This window comes from Vibrio sp. HS-50-1, assembly GCF_024747315.1.
Classification (GTDB): domain Bacteria; phylum Pseudomonadota; class Gammaproteobacteria; order Enterobacterales; family Vibrionaceae; genus Vibrio; species Vibrio diabolicus.
The window spans coordinates 35,462-55,016 of sequence record NZ_JAMPZF010000041.1 but is presented as its reverse complement, the minus strand read 5'-3'; the positions used below and the strand labels follow the sequence as shown (position 1 = coordinate 55,016).

The following is a 19,555-nucleotide window of genomic DNA, read 5'->3' as shown; positions in this document are numbered from 1 at the left end:
TTGAATGTGTAAGAACGAGAATTAAAAAACAGCTTTCCGAATTAAAGAATTTGCTTGGTGACCATAGCGTTTTGGACCCACCTGACTTCCATGCCGAACTCAGAAGTGAAACGAAATAGCGCCGATGGTAGTGTGGGGCTTCCCCATGTGAGAGTAGGACATCGCCAGGCTTTAAATATCGCTTTCAAGTTTTCTTTTCAATTAAGATAACTGAAGGCAAAACTAAAAATTAGCATCGATAGTATAAGACTAAATTTTAGTGACAATTTGTGGAGAGATGGCTGAGTGGTTGAAAGCACCGGTCTTGAAAACCGGCATACGTTAATAGCGTATCTAGGGTTCAAATCCCTATCTCTCCGCCACTATTCAGAAGCCTCGCTAGAAATAGCGAGGCGTTCTTCGTTTCTGACGCTTGGAAATTCGTTAGGGACTGGAATCCATCCCTTAGCTGATCGTATCCCCGGACTAGGTATCCCTGCACTATGTCACTTGAGAAGCCTTGCTTTAAGCGCGTTCTCGCTATCCACGGGTTGTGCAGCGATAGAAGTCTATAACTTCATCTTCTAACGAGAGCCATCAAGTCTGAGTATTGGCATTCCTACCTCTAAGGGTGAAGTGTTTCTGTTAACAAGAGAAGTGCCTTTACTCTTTACTCTATGTTACGTGCGTTAGCGCTCTTAGTGTTACCTAGTGGCTCTTCGCTATCTTGCCCAGGTTGGTACAATAAACACGTTCTAAGTATTGTATAGGACTGTCCTCACTAAAGAGAATGGAGAGTATCGGAGCTTATGTGCCTATTTTTTCTTCCTGCACTATTTCAAGTTACCTGTATTTTGTTAGTAGAGCTCCTTCCTAGAAACTTATATTTGGTTGTTCGCCTTGAAGAAAGTGTGCAAGCTATTTTTTAGAGGATTTTAGTGGGCTTAATGGAGTGCTGCTGGAAGCGATGAGGCTCTCAATGAGGTTTAGGCGATTGAAGGGCATTAGCTTTAGTGGATATTGCAGGTTTGTGTAGTGTTGATGAGTGACAGGCAATAAAAAAGCCGACAGTAAACTGTCGGCTTGGTTAGATGACTGCTAATTAGTCGTTCTGAACTAGCGTGAGAGCTTTACGAGAGACTTCGTGAGCGGCTTTAGTTAGATTCTGCTTCTCTAGTGTATCTGCTAGGAATGCATAATCAGAGACGTTAGAGCGAAGCTTTAAGGCGATCTCAAAGTGGTCTTGGGCTTCTTGCCACTTCTCTTGACGGAAATAGAAGTGCGCTAATGCGCTATGCGCAGCGGCGTTATCTGGCTCTTTCTTCACTACCCCCTCTAAGAAAACCACGACAGGGTGGATATCTGGCAGGTTTAGATCTGGCAGTAGTTGATAAAGCTCAGGAGCCGGTTGTTTTTTCAATGCTTCTTTTAGCACAGTAAAGGCTTCAGCATCTGCTTTCCGGGCTATCAACTCACGAGCAAAACAGGCGACTAGGTGTGTGTCTTGTTTTACTTTGCGTGCAAGGCCATTCCAATGAGAGATAAGCCCTTCGCTACCTTGCTGCTGTGCCACTTCATGGAGTAAGCCGCATTGCGCCTTTTGAATCAGCTCTGCGTGTTCTTCTTCCGTGATGAGTTTTGCTTTGGTGAGTTGTGGCAAGAGGTCAATAAGAGATTGCCACAACTTTAGCTGCATGTACGTTGTTTTCAGCAAGTTCAATACAATCGAATTACTCGCATACTGACCTTTTAACGATTGCAAAGTATCGAAAGCAGCCTCGAACTCGTTATCGCGAATAAACTGTTTAGCACGAGTTAGCTCTACTGCAAGATGAGCATTCTCTTGCTGGCTTGCTAGCTCCAGGTAGTGATCACGTTTTGCTTTATCACCTTGACCTTGTGCAGCTTCAGATGCGACTAAGTAACAAAGTAGCGGCATATCGTGATGATTCGCCCAACGAGTCACTTTTTTCTCGGCACCTTTCCAGTCTCCTTCAAGGAGTTTAATAATGCCTTCATTGGTGTATCGACGGGAATGGCGCATTTTGCGCACACTGAAGTAGTTCCATGTTGTAGAACTTGCGTAAACTAGCTTTTTAATTAGGTACTCAAGTAGAAAAAGACCTGCGAGTGCTGCGATAACGAATACGACCAATGTCGTTACGCTCATCTCGATCGTTTTCTCAGCGATGGATATGAGTACATAGCCTTGCTGACCAGAAAATTGAGTGCCAACAAATAGTCCTGCACCTAGTACAACAAATAGGAAAATAAGACGAAACATTACTTATCCTCCATACCTGTCATCGTTGTGACTTCGCGACGTAGGCGCTCACGGATGACATCTGATAGTTGAGACTGACTTTGCAGTTTCGTTGGGTATTCCACTTGAATGTTTTGCTGGCTTAACTGGTTAACAGTTTTGTTGAACTCTTTAACGGAATTATCGTCTTGGTTGAAGAAAGCTAATGCCCATTTGTCGGCCGTTTTTAGAGACGTGGTATAAATTTCACCTTGCTCTTGGTACACCGCTTTTATTGCGGTCTCCAATTTGGCTTTGATGTTTTCTTTTAGGTAAAAGTGTTGCTCAGGAGAAAGCAGTGGAATGACGTTACCATCGCGCGTGCGGAAGGTAATGAAGTTTTCTGAAAAGTCTTTCATAGAGGTCATTAAGTTATCTTGCCAGTTTGCAATATCTTCTGACACTTCAGTGTTCTCTACGGCTTCTGCTTCTGGGAGTAGTGCATTGGCGAGAGGTAGCTTGTCTACTTGCTGTTGCAGAGCAGTTAAGCGTAGTACCAATCCATCACGGTCAATCAGCGGGATAGTACGAAGTTTGGTGATATCGTTCGCCATTGCTTTGCGTAGTTTGACGAGGCTAGGGTCATTCAGTGCTGCAATGCGTTGATCAGCACTTTCCATTAGTTGAGTTGCGCTTTCTACGTCATGCTCTAAGAACAGTTTACGACCTGCTAATTTGACGAGGTAATCGGCTTCAGCAAGTAGCCAGTCGTTTGGTCGGCGACCTTTCACATCGGCAACGGCAAGCTGTAAGCTTTCAATGCTCTTCTGTTGCTGTCCAAGTACCACTTCCGCTTTGTGTGTCACGGTCGTTGCTTTCTCGATGGTTTCTTCTTGTACCCGGCTGAGCTCTTGCTTCATGGAAGCTTGAGTGCTTTCTAGCTGACTTTTTAGTTGGGCGATCTGCGCTTGGTAATCGGCTTGCTGCTGATGCAGCTTGTATGCGAGGCCACCGCCAAAAATAATCGATAAGATGATAGCGACTGTGCCTAGTTTAACTCCGCGCTTACCTTGTTTTTCTTCAAATTCGACTTTGGCTGGCTCGGCTGTTTTTGGGGACTCGGCCACTTTTGGCTGTTCTTTTTTAGGGGCCGCATCCTGCTGCGATGTGCTTTTTTCGGCTAGCGGTGCCGATGAGGTTTCTTCGGAAAGGTTTTTATCGTTATTTTTTTGGTCGTTATTTTTACTTGTCATGCCTATATCCTGTGTAGCTAGGGCTGGAGAGCCGCCAGTAATTCTTGGTTGGATGCGCTTCCCGTGCATCTCACCCGAGTGAACCCCCTTTGAAGTGCGATGTCAGCGATACGCTGACTGGGGATATACAACTCTTGTTGATTAAGCCAAGTCAATTGCTCTGACGTCAATTGGCTGCACAAATAATCCAGTTGCTCACCACTGGTGACGATGATCTGGTCAATTTGTAGGGTTTTCCATAGTGAGACACAGCTTACTGGATCGAATGGGATGAATTCTCTCTTGTAAGTCTCACTATAGTGAACTTTTGCGCCACGTCTCACCAATGCATCTTTGATCAGCTCTCTTCCACCGTTCCCACGAAGGATAAGAACCTGTTGTTGGGCCACATTATTGAGCTCTGGCAGTCGCAATAAATGTTCACTATCACTGACTTGGGGATAGTGTACTTTCTGTTGGGTACATTTGCTTAAATAGTGTGCTGTTTTTTGACCAACGGCAAGGTAAATGGCTTGTTTCGGCCATGATGTCTCGTTGCTGGCTAAGATTTGCTGTGCACATTGCACGGCATGTCGACTAACAGCGATAACAATTTGAGCTTGATGCAGGTGTTTAGAGAGGTGCGTGTCCGTGAGATCGGCGACAATGTCGATCAGAGGATGGTGATGTGCAGAAATGCCGTGCCTTTCGAGCAGAGAGCAAAGCGCGCTGCCTTGCTCTCCCGGCCGAGTGACCAACACTGCCATGATTATTCGTGATCTGCGTACAGCTTCGTTAGGATTTCACGAGCGCCGTTATCCAGTAGTTCATTGGCTAACTGCACTCCTAACGTTTCGCCGTCTTTACGATGGCCACGGATTTCACCACGAACAATTTCGCTGCCATCTGGTTCGCCAACTAATGCGCGTAGCCAAATGTTATCGCCATCTAGCAGGGCATAGCTGCCGATAGGTACCTGACAGCCGCCTTCTAGCGTCAGGTTCATTGCGCGCTCACACAAAACGCGGTCTACAGTGTCTTGGTGGTTAAGTGGCTCAAGTAGCTTAAGCAGCCTTTCATCGTCAAGGCGGCACTCAATACCGACAGCACCTTGGCCAACCGCAGGTAATGATTGCTCTGGCTCGATAAAGCTACGAATGCGCTCTTCAAGCTTCAATCGTTTAAGGCCTGCCGCAGCAAGAATGATCGCATCGTATTCACCCGCATCTAGCTTACCAAGGCGAGTGCCCACATTACCGCGGAGCTCTTTAATGATGATATCTGGACGATATTCTTTCAGTTGGCATTGACGGCGCAAACTGCAAGTACCAACCACTGCACCTTGAGGGAGTTCATCAATATTGCTATAGGTATTGGAGACGAAAGCATCACGAGGGTCTTCACGTTCACAAATGGTCACGAGGCCAAGACCTTCCGGGAAATCGACGGGCACGTCCTTCATTGAGTGAACGGCAAGGTCTGCACGGCCTTCTAGCATTGCGACTTCAAGCTCTTTTACGAATAAGCCTTTGCCGCCAACTTTTGCTAGCGGTGTATCTAAAATCACGTCACCTTTGGTCACCATGGTTACTAACTCGACTTCCAAACCAGGGTGAGCGGCTTGAAGGGCGTCTTTGACAAAGTAAGCTTGCCATAAAGCAAGAGGGCTTTTTCGAGTTGCAATGCGAATAGGTGTGGATTGTGTCATGATCTTCTCAATGCTGTTTGGATTTGGGTTTATCCTACCATTCTCATCAAGAAATGCTTACTGTTAGTTCGTTATCTCTGAGGGCTATGAATGGAATTACATGACGTTATGAAAATAGTGTGACTGGATTCTCAATTAGACTAAGGACTATTATTAGTAATAGGTAATAAGAGCGACACTACCGCGCGATTAATTTTGTGACTAAAGTATGGTTTTGCATCCTGAGTGGTGCGTGGGCGTGAAACTTTACCCGCACCAATAAAAGTGTTAAATTGATCACGTTTTTAGGCCGTTTTGGTTTAAAACGTCAGCAGATTTTCGTGATTGTTCAACCAAGGAATTCCCCTTGCAGGCTTACACCCAAAAAATCATTCAGCGACTAGATAATTTGAATCAGCAGCGAGTTGATCGCGCGCTGGCGCTTATGGATTCGCAAAGCCAGCAAGTCTTCCACTTGATTCCTGCCTTGTTGAACTACAACCACCCTGTGATTCCTGGCTATTACGATGCCGATGTTCCGTTTGGTGTGCATGGGCTTGAACTAAATAGCATTCAGCAACAATTCATAGATGATATTCAACTTGCCATTGGTCAGCCACTTAAGACGGCAGAGAAGCCGGCTATCTTGGGCTTATACACCATGGGCAGTACCTCATCAATTGGTCAAAGTACTTCTAGTGATTTAGATATTTGGGTGTGTATTTCGCCAGATATGGATTGTGACGAGCGAGAATTGCTGACCAATAAATGCTTGCTGATCACCGACTGGGCACAAAGCCAAGGGGTGGAGGCGAACTTCTTCTTAATGGATGAAGAACGCTTTAGAAGCAACCATTCTGAAGAGATGACAGGTGATAACTGTGGCTCATCTCAGCACTTACTTTTGCTTGATGAATTCTATCGTAGCGCGGTGCGTATTGCTGGACAGCGTTTATTATGGCAAATAGTGCCGCCAGAAATGGAAGAGTGTTACGACGAGTACGTTTCTCAATTGTGCAGTGAAGGTTACATTGACTGTAGTGAATGGATCGACTTTGGCAAATTGAACCGCATTCCTGCTGAAGAGTACTTCGGCTCGAACTTGTGGCAGCTATACAAAAGTATCGATTCTCCCTACAAATCGGTATTAAAAGCCATTCTGCTTGAAGCTTATTCGTGGGAATACCCGCATACGCAACTGTTAAGCATCGATACCAAGCGTCGTTTCTTTGCCCATGAACCAGACCTTTATGGCATGGATGCATACTACTTAATGCTGGAAAAAGTAACCCGCTATTTAGAGCGAATCCAAGACGACACTCGTTTGGATTTGGTGCGCCGTTGCTTCTATCTCAAAACCCATGAAAAGTTGTCGCGTGAACCAGATGTCGGTTCAGTGGCTTGGCGCCGTGAAGCGCTGAGCGACATGATTGCAAAATGGGATTGGGATGCCAGCGTTGTTGCTGAGCTCGATGATCGCCGCAACTGGAAAGTTGAACAGGTAAAAGTGGTGCATCATGCGTTGCTGGATGCGTTGATGCAGAGCTACCGTAATTTGATTCAATTTGCGCGCCGCAACGACATTACCTCCGCTATCAGCCCGCAAGACATCAGTATTTTGGCTCGTAAGCTTTACGCCGCTTTTGAAGTATTGCCGGGCAAAGTGACGTTGCTCAACCCACAGATTTCCCCTGATTTGCATGAACCGGATTTAAGCTTCATCGAAGTGAAAGATGGTGGTGTGAACAAGTCTGGTTGGTATCTCTATAAACAACCTCTGATCGCGCACCGCATTTTGGGGCAGCCATACTTAGAACATCATGAATACTTGAGCAAGTTAGTCTCTTGGGCATTCTTTAATGGTTTAATCACCGAGTCGACTCGTTTGCACGCGGTGGTGCGTGAAGCGCAACTGGATATCGATAAGTTCTACCAAATGGTGAGCGACTTACGAAATACCTTTGCGCTGCGTAAGCGCCGTCCGACGATGCAGGCATTAGCGAGCCCATGTGAGATCAGCCAGTTAGCGATGTTTATCAACTTTGAAAATGATCCCACGTCAGAGCTTTCGGGCCGTTCACTGAAAGTGGATGTGAAAAACACCGATATCTTCAGTTTTGGTCCGGAACATAAAAACTTAGTCGGCAGTGTCGACTTGGTTTACCGTAACTCCTGGCATGAAGTGCGTACGCTGCATTTCAAAGGGGAAACGGCGATGCTGGACGCACTAAAAACCATTCTGGGCAAAATGCACCAAGACGCGTTGCCACCAGAATCGGTGGATGTGTTCTGTTATGCGAAGAACATGCGTGGTGTGATGCGTAATATGGTCTACCAGCTTTTAGCGGAATGTATCGACTTACGCTTGAAGCCAGTAGAGCAAGAAAAACGCCGCCGCTTTAAAGCGATGCGCCTCGGTAACCAAACTTACGGGCTGTTCTTTGAACGTCGTGGCGTGTCGGTGCAGAAGTTAGAAAACTCCATTGATTTCTATCGTAGTATTTCTACTAACAAACTTAAAGGCTCGCCGCTATTAATGCTCGATCGTGAGCAAGAGTATCAAATGCCAGAAGCGGTGGATGGTTTTGCCAGTGAAGGTCTGGTGCAGTTCTTCTTTGAAGATAATGAAGATAATGAAGATGGCTTCAATATTTATGTGTTGGATGAGTCAAACCAAGTTGAAGTGTATCACCAATTCAGTGGCTCCAAAGACGAGATGATTTCGTCCGTGAACAGCTTTTACACATCCGTAAAAGATGACAGTCGTGTTGCGTCGAAATTTATCAACTTTAACCTGCCGCAGTACTACCAGATTATCCATCCTGAAGAGGGCAATGCTTATATCATCCCTTATCGCAATGATGGGTGCTCACCGCATCGTCCCACTAAAGCGGTAAACGCGTAATTAAACCCGTATCAAAAAACAAAAAGAGCACCTAAGTGCTCTTTTTGTTTTGGTGACGATTGACCAGCATTATGCCCAATCAATGGCTTCGCCCGCGTGCTTTTCACACTCTTGCTTCACCATTTCAAATAGCTCCATGCCCGTTTTTGAGCAGGTCCATTTATCTTCAATAAGTTTGAAGTGGAAACCACCAGATTTGGACGCTAGCCAGATCTCATGCATCGGCTCTTGGCGGTTAATGATGATTTGGCTGCGGTCTTCAAATTCCAATGTCATTACGTTGCCAGTGACTTCGTAATCAATGTCTGCGCCTGAATCATCGATGGATTCTTCGATGATTTGCATCTGCGCATCCACCAGTTGATGAAATTCAGTATCGTTCATCCGTCTATCCTATTGCTTTTCCTGAGTGTGGTGCGATTATAGGGGGCATTGATTCAATAATCACGATATGCGAAATGAAAAAATTAGTTACTGTGTGGTTTGTGATGGTTGCCGCGACGTTAGCGGGATGTGGCCAGTCTGGCTCACTATACATTCCAGATGACACTCAACAGAATGAGCAATCACAATAAATAACCGCGCCTTAGGGTGAAATTAGGGTTCAGCAGTCGAATAAAATAAGGGAAGCGAATTTTGGATTACTTCAACTATCAGGATGATGGCCAGCTTTGGGCCGAAGACGTCCCACTTCAAGCTCTTGCAGAGCAATATGGCACTCCTCTTTACGTATATTCTCGAGCCACGCTAGAGCGCCACTGGAAGGCGTTTGATAGTGCTGTGGGTCAACATCCTCATCTAGTTTGCTACGCGGTGAAAGCGAACTCAAACCTAGGCGTATTGAACGCACTGGCGCGTTTGGGTTCGGGCTTTGATATCGTATCAGGTGGTGAACTTGAGCGTGTGATTGCCGCAGGCGGTGATCCGAAGAAAGTCGTCTTCTCTGGTGTTGGGAAAACACCTGCAGAAATGAAGCGTGCTCTTGAGCTAGGTATCAAATGTTTCAACGTTGAATCTGAGCCCGAGCTAGAACGTTTGAATAAGGTTGCGGGTGAGCTTGGTGTGATTGCGCCAATTTCTCTGCGTATCAATCCAGATGTCGACGCGAAAACACACCCTTACATTTCGACTGGTCTTCGCGACAATAAATTCGGCATTGCATTTGATCGTGCGCCAGATGTTTATAAATTCGCGCAAAGCCTGCCGAACTTGAATGTGCAAGGCATCGACTGCCACATTGGTTCTCAGCTGACCAATATCGACCCATTTATCGACGCGACAGACCGTTTATTAGCCCTGATTGATGATTTAAAAGCGCAAGGCATTAACATTCGTCACCTTGATGTCGGCGGCGGTTTGGGTGTGGTCTATCGTGATGAATTACCACCTCAGCCTTCAGATTACGCGAAAGCGTTACTAGGCCGTCTTGAAAATCACCAAGACTTGGAGCTGATTTTTGAGCCGGGCCGAGCAATTGCTGCGAATGCAGGTATCTTGCTAACGCGTGTTGAGTTTTTAAAACATACTGAGCACAAGAACTTTGCCATCATCGATGCGGCAATGAACGACTTGATGCGTCCTGCACTATACCAAGCATGGCAAGATATCGTGCCAGTTTCGCCACGCACGGGTGAAGCACAGACTTACGATTTGGTTGGCCCTATTTGTGAAACTGGCGACTTCTTGGGTAAAGATCGCGCACTCGTTTTGCAAGAAGGTGATCTACTCGCGGTTCGTTCAGCAGGTGCCTATGGTTTTGTGATGTCTTCGAACTACAATACTCGTACCCGAGCGGCAGAAGTAATGGTGGATGGTAAACAAAGCCACTTAGTTCGCCAGCGTGAGGAGCTGACCAGTTTGTGGCAGCTGGAACAGATTCTACCGGAGTAACACACAACAAATGCATTTCCACTTTTCCAAAATGCACGGTTTGGGCAACGACTTCATGGTCGTCGACTGTATTACCCAGAACGTGTTTTTCTCGCAAGACCTGATCCGCCGTTTGGCGGATCGTCATACCGGCGTTGGTTTTGACCAATTGCTCGTGGTAGAAGCCCCTTACGACCCTGAAACTGATTTCCATTATCGGATTTTCAATGCCGATGGTAGTGAAGTTGAGCAGTGCGGGAATGGCGCGCGCTGCTTCGCGCGCTTTGTTCGCTTGAAAGGGTTGACCAATAAATACAGCATCAGCGTGAGCACCAAAAAAGGAAAGATGATTCTCAACATCGAAGATGATGGAGAAGTGACGGTCAACATGGGTGTGCCAGAGTTTGAGCCGAACAAAATTCCTTTCAAAGCCAAGCAAAAAGAGAAAACCTACATCATGCGCGCTGGTGAAAAAACGTTGTTCTGTGGCGCGGTAAGCATGGGTAACCCGCATGTGGTGACGGTGGTCGATGATGTGGATACTGCTGATGTCGATACATTAGGTCCGCTGCTTGAGTCGCACGAGCGTTTCCCAGAGCGCGTCAACGCTGGCTTTATGCAGGTGGTGAGTCGTGACCATATTCGTCTTCGAGTTTACGAGCGAGGCGCAGGTGAAACACAAGCTTGTGGTAGCGGCGCATGCGCGGCGGTAGCGGTAGGGATTCTTCAGGGTCTGCTGGATGAAAACGTTAAGGTTTCTCTACCAGGTGGTGAACTACGAATTGCGTGGCAAGGTCCGGGTAAGCCGTTGTTTATGACCGGACCTACAACGCATGTATTTGATGGTCAATTGTCTTGCTAGTAGAAGAAAAAGGAAACGGTTTGTCTCAAGTAGAAGCAGATGCCTTAACGGCTGAAGTGGTGGCCGAGTACCTCAAAGATCATCCCGATTTTTTTGTGCAGCGTCCGGAGCTTGTGGATCGTCTATCTTTCCCACACTCAGACTTGGGTGCGGTGTCTTTGGTGCACATACAAATGAATCGCCAACGTCAGCGCATTGAAGAGTTAGAGGAAGAGATCACCACACTGATGTCGCTTGCGGCGAACAACGATCGCACCTTTTACGAATTTATGGATTTGCAGGGGCAGATTCTAAAGTGTGGTGACTTTAAACAAGTCATTCATTCTATTGAAGAGAAAGCTAAAGCACTGGGCTTACGTGCGTTTGTTCGATTGTTTAGTCAATGCGACGCATCGATTCAATTGAGTAAGGAAAGTTATCAACGTTTTGCGACCACTCACTTAAATGGCAAAGACGCGTACCTAGGACGTCTTCGCAAAGTGGATCGTGAAGCTTTGTTTGGCAATATGGATGTGCCGGAAATGGGGTCCTATGTGGTACTGCCGCTCGTGAAACAGCAAACACTGGGCGTGCTAGCGTTCTCTAGTGAGGATGGCGGTCATTTTCAACCAGATATGGATACCTTGTTTTTGCGTCACCTATCATTAGTAGTGGCACATCTCGCTCAAACATTGGTATGGCAAAGTTACGATGACGACAACTCCCAACACTCCTCTGCCAAATAGTCTGCAAAAGCCTCTTGAGCGCTTCTATGAATTCTTACGAAGCGAAAAGGGGCTCAGCCTACATACTCAACGCAATTACAAACAGCAGCTAGAAACCATGGCGCAGCACTTGGCTGAAATAGGACTTAAAGATTGGTCTCAAGTGGATGCAGGCTGGGTGCGCCAATTAGCAGGTAAGGGCATGCGGGAAGGCATGAAAGCCAGCAGTTTAGCGACGCGCCTCTCATCGCTGCGTAGCTTTTTCGATTTCCTTATTCTGCGTGGCGAGATGTCAGCTAATCCTGCCAAAGGGGTTTCAGCGCCACGTAAAAAGCGCCCGTTGCCGAAAAACCTCGATGTTGATGAAGTGAGCCAACTGCTTGAGGTCAACGAAGACGACCCGTTGGCTGTGCGTGATCGTGCCATGATGGAGCTGATGTACGGTGCTGGCTTGCGTTTGGCTGAGTTGGTGAGTGTGGATGTACGTGATGTACAACTGCGCAGTGGCGAGCTTCGTGTTATCGGTAAAGGCGACAAAGAACGTAAAGTTCCATTCTCTGGCATGGCAACTGAATGGGTTGCCAAGTGGTTGAAAGTCAGGGGCGATCTTGCTGCGCCAGGTGAACCCGCCTTGTTTGTGTCTAAACTCGGAACGCGTATTTCGCACCGTAGCGTGCAAAAACGTATGGCAGAATGGGGACAGAAACAGTCTGTGGCGAGCCATATTAGTCCGCATAAATTGCGTCACTCGTTTGCGACACATATGCTCGAATCCAGCAATAACTTACGTGCGGTGCAAGAGCTTTTAGGGCACGAGAACATTTCGACGACCCAAATCTACACGCACTTGGATTTCCAACATTTAGCGCAAGCCTACGACCAAGCCCACCCACGAGCACGTAAAAAGAACGGGGAGTGAGCCGAAGTATGAAATTTTATCGCCGTATCGAGCCTATTAAGGCCATGACCTTCGATCTTGATGACACGCTGTATGACAATTACCCGGTGATTATCCGTATGGAGCGTGAGTTGCTAGCTTGGTTGCAGCAAACACATCCAGCCGTGGCGCACATGGATAAGGCTGATTGGATGCAGGTAAAAAAACATGTGCTCCAGCAGAGACCGGATCTCAGAAGCGATGTGACGCTTTGGCGTTTAGTGCAGCTAAAGCATGGTTTTCTTTCAGTTGGCTATGATGAAGCGCAAGCTCAAGCCGCAGCTGAAGAGGGTGTGCAGCTCGCTTTGGATTGGCGCAGTCAGTTTGAAGTGCCCCAATCAAGCTTAGATGTTTTAACACAACTGGGAGAGCGAGTTCCGCTCGTGGCGATCACAAACGGAAACGTCGATTTAGATAAAATTGGCTTAACGCCGTATTTTCAATGTGTACTCAAAGCAGGGCCTGATGGGTTGGCGAAACCCGCCACCGATATGTTTGCTAAGGCGAAACGGTTCTTGGATATTCCAGCAGAGAATATTCTGCATGTCGGCGATCACCTAACCACAGATGTGCATGGTGCCAAGTCGGCTGGTTTTGCGGCTTGTTGGTTCAATGATATGAATAAAAATGTCATTAACCATTCAAAAACACGTACTTTACCTGATATTGAAATCAATAGTTTGCAGCCGTTACTCACACTTTTTTAATTGCTTTCGCATTAATCCATTCTAATCTCATTTTGTGTCTAGAAAAGCAGCGTAAAGCCACGTAAATTATTCACTATTAAGTAAAAAGAGTAACGCCACACGTCGTGGTGAAGATAGTGTTACGGCAGTGGTAGGTGCATGCGAGCTTTTTCAAAACTGGTTCATGATGTCAGTCAGTTAAATGACTTTTTAGTCACTTCTCAGTTCTCTTCAAGTAAACAATATTTGGTGCAAATATTGTCGACTCAATCACGCGACTTTACGACCACACTTGCGGACGCTGTTTTATTGTTGCTGCCGAATGCTCATGTCGTGGGGCATAGTACGCGTAATGTCATTCTGGAGGGGGAGATATTTACCTCTGGCTGCCTGATCAGTGTGACTGAGTTCGAACAAACCACGCTTACTTCTGCCGTCCAAACCTACTCTTACTCCCCCGATATTGATGGTGGAGAGCTCAAACGCTCGCTTCTGTTGCAGCATAATTCGCAAGTGATCCTCAGCTTTGCTGTGCAAATTGAACGACGTGACTATCCCTTGTTTCAAACCTTCGCTAGTGAAGAAGTCGTGATCTCTGGAGGGTTGGCGCAGAGTATTGATGATGGCTGTTGGGTGCTATATCAAAACCGAGTTTACGATAATGCCGTGGTCGCCGTAGCTTTGCACAGCGATACCTTGAAGCTATGGACGGATGCGTATTCGGAATGGAACCCGATTGGCATGCCACATAAAGTCACCCATGCAAAAGGAACGCGCTTGTATTGCTTAGGTGAGAAGAAAGCGCTAGACGTATACAAGCGTTATTTGGCGGATGGCCATGATGTGACGCTGAGTCAGTTGCTCAGCTTTCCTTTGTATCGAGAAAGTTTGGGGCGCAAGGAAGTTTGCACGGTAACGGAGCTGCACGCTGATGGCAGTATGAGTTTCGACAGGCCTTGGTGTCTTGGTGACGAAGTACAATTTTGCTATAACCACCCCTCATTAACGCTCGAACAGGTGCGACATGGTGTGGTTGAGTTAGCCATGCACCAACCTGAAGTCGTGATGATTTTTAACTGCGCGTCACGGTTAGACTTTATTGACAGCAGTGACGAAGTCCAAGCCTTCAAAGATATCGCGACGACGTTTGGTAGTTATTGTATGGGGGAACTGCATGGCGGTATTGGACAGCCAGAAATTCTTCATCACAGTCTGACGTATTTAGCGATGCGAGAGGGAGATGAAGTACAAGCATTGAACTTGCCTAAGTCGCCCGTTAGCTCCTCTATTTCACCATTGTTTAGCTTGATTCGAAATGCGATTGGCGACCTCAACCATATGAATGCGCATATGGGGTATCAACTCGATCGCCAAACGCGCAAGTTACAAGAAAGCTATCGGCGAGATAGTCGCACTGGATTACAAAACCGAGTCGCGCTGCAAGAACGGCTGAGTAGCATTGATTTGGATGAGCACTTGCTGACTCTAAAACTACTTAACTTCAGCCATATCAATGAAAAATACGGTTATAGAGTAGGGGATCAGCTACTTAAAGACCTCTCAATGCATTTTACGAATCGACTGCGAAAGCGTTTTGGCATGCCAACGGCTTTGCAGCTTTATAGTATTGGGGTTGGTGAGTGGGCGTTCATATTTAAAGCTGACCAAAGCAGTGAAACCATCAAACAGCACTTTACTCGTTTTGCCGACGCGGTAGAGCAAACTAATTTTGAGCCAATTGGTCTGCGCGAAATAGATTATCTTTCTATCTCGCTGTGCGGTGGCTTAGTGAGTCGTCGAGATTTTCCATCAGCTTCTGCGGATGAGCTATTGCTCAAAGGCATTGAAGCGAGGCGCTCCGGTGTGCGCAGTAATACCCATATCTGCAATGCGAAAGACATCGAAGTCAGTGAGGATGTGCGTAAAGAGCAGCTTGGATGGTTGAGCTGCGTCAGTAAAGCCATTCTCAAACAGAACATCATTACCTATAGCCAGCCGATAGTGCATGCGGATAGCCATAAATTGGCAAGCCAAGAATGTTTGGTTCGCATTTTGGAGGAGGATGGAACGGTGATTGCGCCAGGGCGCTTCCTGCCTATTATTTCCGATACGCATCTTTATACTCGATTGAGTCGGCACATGATCCATTCTACGTTATATTACATGCGAGATAAGCAAGGTGACTTTTCTATTAACTTATCGCCGCAAGATTTGCTTAGTGATAAAACTTTAATGCTTTTAGAGCATGAAATTAGCCAGCTCAATGACCCTAGGCGAATTGGTTTGGAAGTGTTGGAATCTGAGCAAATCAAAGACTACGGTCGAATGATCGAAGTATGCAGTCATTTTAGAAGCTTAGGAGCGCGTATCATTGTTGATGATTTTGGCTCAGGCTATTCCAATATTGATGAAATCCTAAAGCTGGAGCCGGAAGTCATAAAGCTCGATGGTAGCTTGATCCGTGATATCGATAAAGACTTAAAGCAGCGCAAAATAGCTTCTCAGTTGGTGCGTTTATGTCAGGTGTTTAACGCGGAGACGGTCGCGGAGTTTGTCCACAATCGAGAGGTGTGCAAAATCGCGCAGGATATGGGCGTCGACTATCTGCAAGGCTATTATCTGGGTGAGCCGACCCGATTATTTTAATGCTGTTTCACGTGAAACCATTCTAAATAAAAACGCAGCCTTGGCTGCGTTTTTTTATTTTGAGTAATTCGGTTTTAGTTGCGTGAGCTCGGTGATTGCTTGAGAGCGTGTCCACTTTTTTCGGCTTGAAATAGTGCAAGGTAGTGAGCAAAGAATGTGAGCATTTTTTGCTGGTTATTTTGCTCGCCTAGTTGTCCGAGTAAATGTGCGGCGACTTCAAACGTGCACAAGTTACCTTGTTGTTGGTTGCGTCGCAGCTGATATTGCGAGTCTGCCGATGCAGACAGCGCCATAGTAGGGATACTTTCTAACCAACGGCTCTTGTTGATCATCTTGCGCGCCTCTTGCCAGGTGGAATCCAAAATAATAAACAGCGGATTTTTGGTTTGTTGTTGGCTTTGGAGCGCCACATGTTCGAGTGTGACGCTTTCTTCACTTGGGAATAGAAGCACTGGATACAGCGACGGATCAGCTAATCGAGCGAGCAATTCTGCTGGTGGTTGTTTTCGGTCCCAGATTACTCGCTCAATATTGAGTTGGCACTGCTCTAGTAGCTGGCCGGTATTGGTATCACGCGTCAGTTCATTCGGATGCATCAACAGCAAGATGTTGTGCTCGCTGGTAAGTTTCGGCACCAGTGAGCACATACAGTTGAATTGAAAACCACAATTTGGACACGGTTGCGACATTACAGACGAACTCCTTCGCGCACAGGGCTAACCCCATCCGAGAACAGACGCACGCCACTGATTTGGTTTGGCGTTGCCGTTGGTGCCATGCTTGGGTTGAGTGGGTAGCTAACCCCACTGTATTGCATCACGTGTTGGGCTGCCTTAGAACCGCCACCGCTGACATTAAAAATAAGATCTCGCCAGCCATGAGAGGTTTGTTGGCCGAGCATAATTGGGCTTTGTACCAGTGTGATGCGGCTATTGAAGCGCCACTCTTTTTCGTGATGTTCAAATATCAGCAATGTACAGCCACCGGAACCACACCAATCCAGCTGTACTAATAGCTCTTCGTTACCATCGCCGTTGAGGTCGTAGGTTAGCCAACGGTACTGGTTGTTGTTGGGGTTGGTTTGGTGAATGAAGAAGTAGTTGCGTACGGCGGCATCTACTTTGGAGTCAAACTCCGCACTAGAAGGTACGTCTGCATTGCTGATGGGCTTGTTGGCGCGTTTCTCGGCTGGTTGCATCATGCCCTCATCACGAACGGTGGCAGGGTAAAGCACTAAACCACCATCGGCGATTGGGTATACCAAGTTACCGACTTTTTCTTTGGTCGCTTTGAGCTGATTACCTTCTCGCGTAAACAGTCGCTCTGACATCAGTCTTTGTTGTTGATGATGCGTCATGACGACTTGAACCTGAGACGGACTTAATTGTTGCCAGTACCCACGTTCGATTAACGGTGCTTGCCCATTGGCGTAACTGTATTTTGTTGTGGCGCTGTGGTCTGGGTTTAAGGTCATTTGCACCTCAAAACCTTGTGATTGGGTTGAAGTCGCGACATAGGTATTGGCCCAGCCAAGCGTAGCGTCCACGTTTGCAGCTGTACCACAACCTTGATAAGTGTCGCCATCATGTTTTAGCGTCGCTTTCCAGCCATACAAAGAATCACTCATCGTATCTGAGCAGAGGTTTTCTGTTAGGCGAAGTTCACCATCTTGTAGTTGATATGTGCGCTGGCGAGGTTGAAGTTGACTGCTCTTAATCGCTAATTTTGTGGTTTGTTTGCCGATTTGTTGGAATGTCAGTCCATTAGCCTCAAAGCTTGCCGACCAAGAAGGCTCATTACCAAACACGCGAGTTGGTTTGTTTGGTTGCTGACAACGGTTTGGGTTTTCCGTTGTCAGGAAGTTCACTTGTTCCACGACAAAGTTAGCATCGAAATCGGCAGAAAACCCATCGATGCCCGGTGGGTTGAGATGGCCGATAACCTCTCCATACATGGTTTGGTAAGGCTCGTTATTTAACTGAATTGCTCGTTGCATTTGCTGTGGTGACAGTTGTAACCAATATTGCTTGTCGCTGCCACAAGGCATGATGTATTGGCTCTCGTGACCGACGATCACTTTTCCACGTAGCATAAAGGTTTGAGGTTGAATGGTGTCAGGCTTATCTAAGGTGGCTGGTGGAGAAGCTGGGTCGGCAGCGCCAGATTGTGGCGGCTGCGAACTACATGCTTGCAGAACCAGCAGAGTGGCAAGCGCCACTGGGTTTTTCAAAGCCTTCATGTTATATCTTCCTCATTATTGTTACTCAATCGGCATCGGATGGCATTATGGCATATTGGTTATTTAAAACTGAACCAGATACCTTTTCTATTGACACGCTTCGAACCCAAAAGGTTTCATGTTGGGAGGGAGTTCGTAATTATCAGGCGCGCAATATGATGCGTGACCAAGTGAAGGTGGGCGATTTAGTCCTGATTTATCACTCTTCTTGCAAGAATGTTGGCGTTGCCGGTATTGCTAAAGTCGTGAGAGAAGCCTATCCCGATCATTTCCAGTTCGATCCTGAAAGCGATTATTACGATCCAAAGTCAGACCCAGATAACCCGCGTTGGATTATGGTGGATGTCGAGTTTGTGCGTAAAACGGCGCGATTGATTCCGTTATCGGTGATGAAAGCGATGCCAGAACTTGAGAACATGCCATTGGTGAAACGTGGAAATCGCTTGTCGATCATGCCTGTGACAGAAGAAGAGTGGGAAGCGATCCTTGGCAAAGAGAAGTTGCCAAGTCAGCGATAAAAGAAAAGGGCTGCGAATGTGCAGCCCTTTGTTATTGTTTGGAGTATTGCAGCTTACAGCAAGTGATCTTGTAGGTAGTGTGCAACCGCATCTTCTGCATTGCTGCCAATCACTTCGTTATTTGGCAATGCTTTCATCACTTTCTCGTGTGATGTACCCATGACCAATCCTTTACCTGCCATCGACAGCATTTCTACGTCATTCATGCCATCACCAAATGCCACGCAATTTTCTAACGTGAGGCCGAGTTTTTTCGCTACCGCTTCAAGAGCATGGCCTTTAGACACACCTGCACTCATTACTTCCAAGCACCATGGTGTTGAAAACGCAATATTCAGCTTATCGCCAAATTGTTCACGTAGTTTGTTTTCAAACACCACCAAGCGTTCGTGATCTTGTGCCGGATGGGTGAAGAAGATTTTCGCAATACCGTCAGTTGGCGCTTGGTCTTCATCGAATAAGACGTATGTGAATTCGTCATGGAAATCACGCAATGTTTCGTCGTCTTTGTTCATCAACCAACTGTCATTTTGATACATGTGGATAAGTATTTCTTGATCGTGCTTGATCGTGTCGATCACGCCTTGAACCAGTTCTGCAGGGACATTCTCGCTGTACATCAGCTGATCTTCCTGGTCATGCACACGGGCACCGTTCGAGGTGATCATGTAAGCCGGAATTCCGACCTGACGACGGATGCTCGCAACGTCTACGTGGTGACGGCCTGTTGCAAAGACAAAGGTGTAACCCTTTTCATGCAGCGCTTTTAGCGTCTCTTTTGAGTAAGCACTGAGCTGATGGTTTGGTGCGAGTAACGTGCCATCCAGATCAGAGGCAACGATTTTAGTGATCTCTTTGCAAGGTAGCGATGTGCTCATGAAGTCCTCGTAAACGGTTTGGATAGTGTGGAACAGGTGATTGCAAACGGAGTACAGCAGACTGACTAGATCATGCTGCTCCGAATGTGGGGGAACTTTGGTCGGTTGCATCTGCATGGTTCAACGCAGCCAGACCCAAGCAGTGTACGTCAAAATGAGGATGAAAAAGAG

Annotated in this window: 16 protein-coding genes, 1 tRNA gene, 1 rRNA gene and 1 pseudogene; 11 read left to right on the top strand and 8 right to left on the bottom strand. The window is 46.7% G+C overall.

Annotated elements, in window-relative coordinates:
- Window positions 1-53 precede the first annotated feature (53 nt).
- Window positions 54-170, top strand: a 5S ribosomal RNA gene (rrf, locus tag NDJ01_RS17530).
- A 101-nt stretch (window positions 171-271) separates the two neighbouring features.
- Window positions 272-362: transfer RNA gene (locus tag NDJ01_RS17525), tRNA-Ser, on the top strand.
- Window positions 363-1,081: 719 nt separating this feature from the next.
- Here the strand turns inward: NDJ01_RS17525 and NDJ01_RS17520 are convergent.
- The 4 genes from NDJ01_RS17520 to hemC are packed head-to-tail and all read right to left on the bottom strand — an operon-like array spanning window position 1,082 to window position 5,161.
- Window positions 1,082-2,263: a heme biosynthesis protein HemY gene (locus NDJ01_RS17520; RefSeq protein ID WP_258587067.1), complete on the bottom strand. Its 1,182-nt coding sequence runs from the start codon at window positions 2,261-2,263 to the stop codon at window positions 1,082-1,084.
- Window positions 2,263-3,474 carry a uroporphyrinogen-III C-methyltransferase gene (locus tag NDJ01_RS17515; protein ID WP_258587066.1) on the bottom strand — a complete coding sequence of 404 codons (1,212 nt, stop codon included), beginning with the start codon at window positions 3,472-3,474 and terminating at the stop codon, window positions 2,263-2,265. The genes NDJ01_RS17520 and NDJ01_RS17515 overlap by 1 nt, the downstream gene beginning before the upstream one ends.
- Before the next feature lie 17 nt (window positions 3,475-3,491).
- Window positions 3,492-4,220 carry a uroporphyrinogen-III synthase gene (locus NDJ01_RS17510; protein ID WP_237307123.1) on the bottom strand — a complete coding sequence of 243 codons (729 nt, stop codon included), beginning with the start codon at window positions 4,218-4,220 and terminating at the stop codon, window positions 3,492-3,494.
- Between the two features lie 2 nt (window positions 4,221-4,222).
- Window positions 4,223-5,161, bottom strand: a complete 939-nt coding sequence (gene hemC, locus NDJ01_RS17505) for a hydroxymethylbilane synthase (RefSeq protein WP_005393847.1) — start codon at window positions 5,159-5,161, stop codon at window positions 4,223-4,225.
- Window positions 5,162-5,507: 346 nt separating this feature from the next.
- On the opposite strand from hemC, the gene NDJ01_RS17500 reads away from it, so the two are divergent.
- Window positions 5,508-8,045 (top strand): class I adenylate cyclase, encoded by a 2,538-nt coding sequence (locus NDJ01_RS17500; protein ID WP_258587065.1) that lies wholly within the window; start codon window positions 5,508-5,510, stop codon window positions 8,043-8,045.
- Between the two features lie 69 nt (window positions 8,046-8,114).
- Here NDJ01_RS17500 and cyaY read toward each other — a convergent pair whose 3' ends face one another.
- On the bottom strand, window positions 8,115-8,429 hold the full coding sequence (cyaY, locus tag NDJ01_RS17495; protein WP_012841286.1) for an iron donor protein CyaY: 315 nt from the start codon (window positions 8,427-8,429) through the stop codon (window positions 8,115-8,117).
- On the opposite strand from cyaY, the pseudogene NDJ01_RS17490 reads away from it, so the two are divergent.
- The 7 genes and pseudogenes from NDJ01_RS17490 to NDJ01_RS17460 all read left to right on the top strand — a co-directional run bounded on the left by NDJ01_RS17490 (window position 8,409) and on the right by NDJ01_RS17460 (window position 15,749).
- Window positions 8,409-8,620, top strand: a pseudogene (locus tag NDJ01_RS17490) (lipoprotein). The gene cyaY and the pseudogene NDJ01_RS17490 overlap by 21 nt on opposite strands.
- Before the next feature lie 61 nt (window positions 8,621-8,681).
- Entirely contained in the window at window positions 8,682-9,935 is a 1,254-nt protein-coding gene (gene lysA, locus NDJ01_RS17485; RefSeq protein WP_006743007.1) for a diaminopimelate decarboxylase, read from the top strand.
- A gap of 10 nt (window positions 9,936-9,945) precedes the next feature.
- Window positions 9,946-10,776: a diaminopimelate epimerase gene (gene dapF, locus NDJ01_RS17480; protein WP_006743008.1), complete on the top strand. Its 831-nt coding sequence runs from the start codon at window positions 9,946-9,948 to the stop codon at window positions 10,774-10,776.
- Window positions 10,770-11,501, top strand: a complete 732-nt coding sequence (locus NDJ01_RS17475) for a DUF484 family protein (protein WP_006743009.1) — start codon at window positions 10,770-10,772, stop codon at window positions 11,499-11,501. Before dapF ends, NDJ01_RS17475 begins: the two co-directional genes overlap by 7 nt.
- Window positions 11,467-12,399 (top strand): tyrosine recombinase XerC, encoded by a 933-nt coding sequence (xerC, locus tag NDJ01_RS17470; protein ID WP_258587064.1) that lies wholly within the window; start codon window positions 11,467-11,469, stop codon window positions 12,397-12,399. Before NDJ01_RS17475 ends, xerC begins: the two co-directional genes overlap by 35 nt.
- A gap of 8 nt (window positions 12,400-12,407) precedes the next feature.
- Window positions 12,408-13,124, top strand: a complete 717-nt coding sequence (yigB, locus tag NDJ01_RS17465) for a 5-amino-6-(5-phospho-D-ribitylamino)uracil phosphatase YigB (protein WP_104971062.1) — start codon at window positions 12,408-12,410, stop codon at window positions 13,122-13,124.
- Between the two features lie 138 nt (window positions 13,125-13,262).
- A complete protein-coding gene (locus NDJ01_RS17460; protein ID WP_258587063.1) occupies window positions 13,263-15,749 on the top strand; it encodes an EAL domain-containing protein in 2,487 nt (828 codons plus the stop codon).
- 74 nt (window positions 15,750-15,823) lie between these two features.
- Here the strand turns inward: NDJ01_RS17460 and NDJ01_RS17455 are convergent, their stop codons facing one another.
- Both NDJ01_RS17455 and NDJ01_RS17450 read right to left on the bottom strand, forming a co-directional pair.
- Window positions 15,824-16,438, bottom strand: a complete 615-nt coding sequence (locus tag NDJ01_RS17455) for a tRNA-uridine aminocarboxypropyltransferase (protein WP_258587062.1) — start codon at window positions 16,436-16,438, stop codon at window positions 15,824-15,826.
- Window positions 16,438-17,988, bottom strand: a complete 1,551-nt coding sequence (locus NDJ01_RS17450; RefSeq protein WP_258587061.1) for a COG3650 family protein — start codon at window positions 17,986-17,988, stop codon at window positions 16,438-16,440. The genes NDJ01_RS17455 and NDJ01_RS17450 overlap by 1 nt, the downstream gene beginning before the upstream one ends.
- Before the next feature lie 47 nt (window positions 17,989-18,035).
- Between NDJ01_RS17450 and NDJ01_RS17445 the strand changes: the two genes are divergently transcribed.
- Window positions 18,036-18,506, top strand: a complete 471-nt coding sequence (locus tag NDJ01_RS17445) for an EVE domain-containing protein (RefSeq protein ID WP_258587060.1) — start codon at window positions 18,036-18,038, stop codon at window positions 18,504-18,506.
- Between the two features lie 53 nt (window positions 18,507-18,559).
- Here the strand turns inward: NDJ01_RS17445 and NDJ01_RS17440 are convergent, their stop codons facing one another.
- Window positions 18,560-19,384, bottom strand: coding sequence for a Cof-type HAD-IIB family hydrolase (locus NDJ01_RS17440; protein WP_005393831.1), 825 nt, complete (start codon window positions 19,382-19,384; stop codon window positions 18,560-18,562).
- Window positions 19,385-19,555: the final 171 nt, after the last annotated feature.

What these genes read in the sequence shown, in the direction of transcription:
- NDJ01_RS17510 (WP_237307123.1), bottom strand. Translation starts at nt 4,220, where the DNA reads ATGGCAGTGTTGGTCACTCGGCCGGGAGAGCAAGGCAGCGCGCTTTGC.
- NDJ01_RS17455 (WP_258587062.1), bottom strand. Translation starts at nt 16,438, where the DNA reads ATGTCGCAACCGTGTCCAAATTGTGGTTTTCAATTCAACTGTATGTGC.
- xerC (WP_258587064.1), top strand. Translation starts at nt 11,467, where the DNA reads ATGACGACAACTCCCAACACTCCTCTGCCAAATAGTCTGCAAAAGCCT.
- NDJ01_RS17520 (WP_258587067.1), bottom strand. Translation starts at nt 2,263, where the DNA reads ATGTTTCGTCTTATTTTCCTATTTGTTGTACTAGGTGCAGGACTATTT.
- dapF (WP_006743008.1), top strand. Translation starts at nt 9,946, where the DNA reads ATGCATTTCCACTTTTCCAAAATGCACGGTTTGGGCAACGACTTCATG.
- cyaY (WP_012841286.1), bottom strand. Translation starts at nt 8,429, where the DNA reads ATGAACGATACTGAATTTCATCAACTGGTGGATGCGCAGATGCAAATC.
- NDJ01_RS17445 (WP_258587060.1), top strand. Translation starts at nt 18,036, where the DNA reads ATGGCATATTGGTTATTTAAAACTGAACCAGATACCTTTTCTATTGAC.
- NDJ01_RS17515 (WP_258587066.1), bottom strand. Translation starts at nt 3,474, where the DNA reads ATGACAAGTAAAAATAACGACCAAAAAAATAACGATAAAAACCTTTCC.
- yigB (WP_104971062.1), top strand. Translation starts at nt 12,408, where the DNA reads ATGAAATTTTATCGCCGTATCGAGCCTATTAAGGCCATGACCTTCGAT.
- NDJ01_RS17460 (WP_258587063.1), top strand. Translation starts at nt 13,263, where the DNA reads ATGCGAGCTTTTTCAAAACTGGTTCATGATGTCAGTCAGTTAAATGAC.
- NDJ01_RS17440 (WP_005393831.1), bottom strand. Translation starts at nt 19,384, where the DNA reads ATGAGCACATCGCTACCTTGCAAAGAGATCACTAAAATCGTTGCCTCT.
- NDJ01_RS17450 (WP_258587061.1), bottom strand. Translation starts at nt 17,988, where the DNA reads ATGAAGGCTTTGAAAAACCCAGTGGCGCTTGCCACTCTGCTGGTTCTG.
- hemC (WP_005393847.1), bottom strand. Translation starts at nt 5,161, where the DNA reads ATGACACAATCCACACCTATTCGCATTGCAACTCGAAAAAGCCCTCTT.